The organism is Micromonospora sp. NPDC005163, from assembly GCF_053599835.1.
Map to the genome: position 1 here is coordinate 1 of NZ_JBSFYP010000149.1, position 2,946 is coordinate 2,946.

Here is a 2,946-nt window from a genome sequence, read left to right on the forward strand (position 1 = left end):
CGCCGAACACGAAGCACTACACGCGATGACCCACCCGGTCACCGCACCCCTGAAAACCAGCTAACCAACTCTCCATCAAACCCGGGGCTTGACAGCTTCTGGTTCTGCCGGACGGTCCGAAGCGCCTGATATCTGGGCTTGGCGGCGTTGGTCGGGATCTGGCAATAACCTTGCCGTAATAAAGGCGAGGGACTCGGCAACCCTGTTCGACTACGTCTGCGCAATCAACGCCACAACAATCGTGCTCGACATCGAACCGTGGTTGATCCACTGGACCGCGCCGTCCGATCGGTTAGCACAGCGGTTAGCGGACTTCAGACGGCTGGCACCAGAGAGCAGTGCCGTCGTGCTCTGTACCAACTCGAGAAGGTTCAAAAACGCAGCAATCGCCACCGCATACGTTGGTCGGGCTCGAAAACCCTGGACCAGTCGCCGCCGGATAGGTCCTCTCGGCGATCGCCCTGTCGTAGTCGGCGATTCGCTGCTACTCGACGGACTGTTGGCGCGAAGGTTGCGAGCAGCCTTCGTGTGGCTGCAGTGGGAAGGGGATACGCCCATCTGGCCACGCCTGATCCACGCCGTGGATCGCATCCTCGGATCCGTACTGCTCACCGCCGGCACCCGCCCCTGAGAGGTTCCTGTGCCCGATGCACCCGTGCCTCCTCCTCGCCTGCCTGGCACATCCCTGCCTGAGGCAACCGCGCCTGAGGGGAAGTATCTCGAATCGCTCCTCGTAGACTATCAACAAGGTCGAGACGAGGAACGCCACTTCTCCATCCTCCAAGGCACCGTCCTGACCCTCTGCCTCGGGGCACTATCGTTGCTAGGCGCCCTTGTGAACGAGGTAGCAAAGGGCACGAAGATTGCTTCAGCTGTCCTCGTAACAGCCCCGCTGCCCGTCATCGCCATCCTGGCGTTCCTCCAGGCCGCAGCGACAATGGCCGTCATAAGAAGTTTCTATCTCCGGGCCCTGGAGAGAGAGATTCGCCAGCGGCTGGGAGCCGTCAAAGATCTCGCAGCGTATAAGGGGCTGAAGCCGCTCACATATATTGAACTCCTTAACACTTATAACAGTCTGAGCGCAAGTGGGGCCAGGACGTCATCCTTCCAGCAAGTCATGGCCGTGATGGTCTTCGTGATCCTCTGTCTGGTCTTTGGTGGTCTGACCATTTTCCTCGGCCTCAATGTTCCGTTGCCATGGCGACTGGTCATGTTGCTCGTATACGGGGTGGGCGCAATCGCCATCTTTTCGGAAACGATAAGGTCCAACCTTGGCGGCAGGAAGATATTCAAGCGCTACGTCGAGGCGACGGCATCGAGGCTGGCCAAGGACCTCTATCCAACGGCGATTGGCGGCAAGAGTGCCCACCTTGGACGTTTGGGCACATATCTGGCGCTGCCCCGCCCCGACGATTTGGCGAAGGTTATATACGTAGTCATGGGGGCCTTCTTCGGGTGGTTGGCGGTTTCGAGTAACGCAGGGCCACCCGCGCGCGCGTACGGACCTAGTCTGCCCGAAATCGCGATGTTCGTTGTAGGCGTCGAACTGCTGGTATACCAGTCGCGCTACCAATGGAATGACATACGCGGAGTATACGAGGACCGGAGCGCGCCGCTTGCGAAGGGCAGACGGCGACTTCCTGGTGACGAAAGCACGATCAACACCAGTGTGAAGTATTCCCTGATCACCATGCTTGTACGCCTTTACCTCGTCTTGTGGATCATCTCCTTGCATTGGAGTCCCGCCCCTCGTTTTTCGTTCAGTGACCAAATTCTGCTCATCAGCATTCCGGCGATCTACATCCTCGCTGTTCTGTACGAGTGGGTGCGCGCGCGCATGCGGCGCTCCGAGGAGAGTGGCACGCGCGATTTCAGATGGCTTCTCCTCTTGGTGAGCCTGGGCTACCCCCTCAGATTCGGCCTGGGCTGGGCCGCCGTCGGAGGCCCGATACTGAGCACGAATTTTGTCCTGGCGGTCATCGCTTTCGCCGGACTGGGCCTCGGGCTCGTCACTCTCACGTGGGTGCTTGAGGGCGCGAGCTACATAACTTCGGCGGTGGTCGACGGGCCGGATCGCCGGTATACAGCGGCGGATGCGATACGAAAGAAGCCTCACTTGCTGAAGCTGCTAGAGGTCTCTGGCGCTCGAACTCGCGTACAAGAGCCGCTTGCCGGGCATGAAGTTGACGGCGCGGACCTGAAGCTTCTCCAAGAGGTCCGATGGTCTTTGCCTTCTGCTTGGCGGCTGGGGGCAGCCCTGTGGGTGCTCTGCATAAGCGTCGCGGCAGGATCGCTCGCCGGCCTTCCCCCGCTCGTGCCGTGGCAGTGGGGACTTATAGCGGCCGCAGCCCTCCTTATCCCGCTCCATCAGAGGGGTGGGATCCTGCCGTTCCTGATCTCGGGCGTGGTTCTGCTCTCGGGATTTGCGCTCACCATCGCATCACATTGGCCAGGAGTCGCCGAGGGAGATTTGCTGCTGTACCAACTGCTCGCGGTAGCTGTGCTCTGCCTTATCCAGCCGGTCTTCTACCTTTTCTTCTACGCCTCTTCATATCGGGATACGAGAGATGGGGCGTATCGTTTAACAGAAGGGATCGGCAAGCAGGCAACTGAGGCGGGTAGATGGTTCATCGGGGCAAGATCGACATAGCGGCGAGCCATGGGCACCCCCCAGCCCGGTAGTTGTCAAGTCAACCCGAGACAGGTTGTCGTTAGCGGGTGGGTTGTTCTTGCCGGGCCGGGTTGTTGATCCAGGCGATGTCGGGTGCCCGGGGTGCTTGTGGGCGGCGGGTGAACCGGTCGGGGCAGGGTCCCGGCAAAGTCGTCAGGTGATGCCGAGTAGGGCCAGGGGCAGGGTCATTGCGTAGTTGAGTAGCTGCTGGTCACGGTGGTGATGAGGTCGTGGGGGCGGCGGTTGGCGCGTCGGGTGGCTCTGGCGATGTTGGT

General features: G+C 60.5%; 1 protein-coding gene. It reads left to right on the forward strand.

The features are described 5' to 3' along the window. Positions 1–640: 640 nt before the first annotated feature. Positions 641–2,650 (forward strand): hypothetical protein, encoded by a 2,010-nt coding sequence (locus tag ACWD6N_RS37580; protein ID WP_450006730.1) that lies wholly within the window; start codon positions 641–643, stop codon positions 2,648–2,650. The last annotated feature ends 296 nt before the right edge of the window (positions 2,651–2,946 follow it).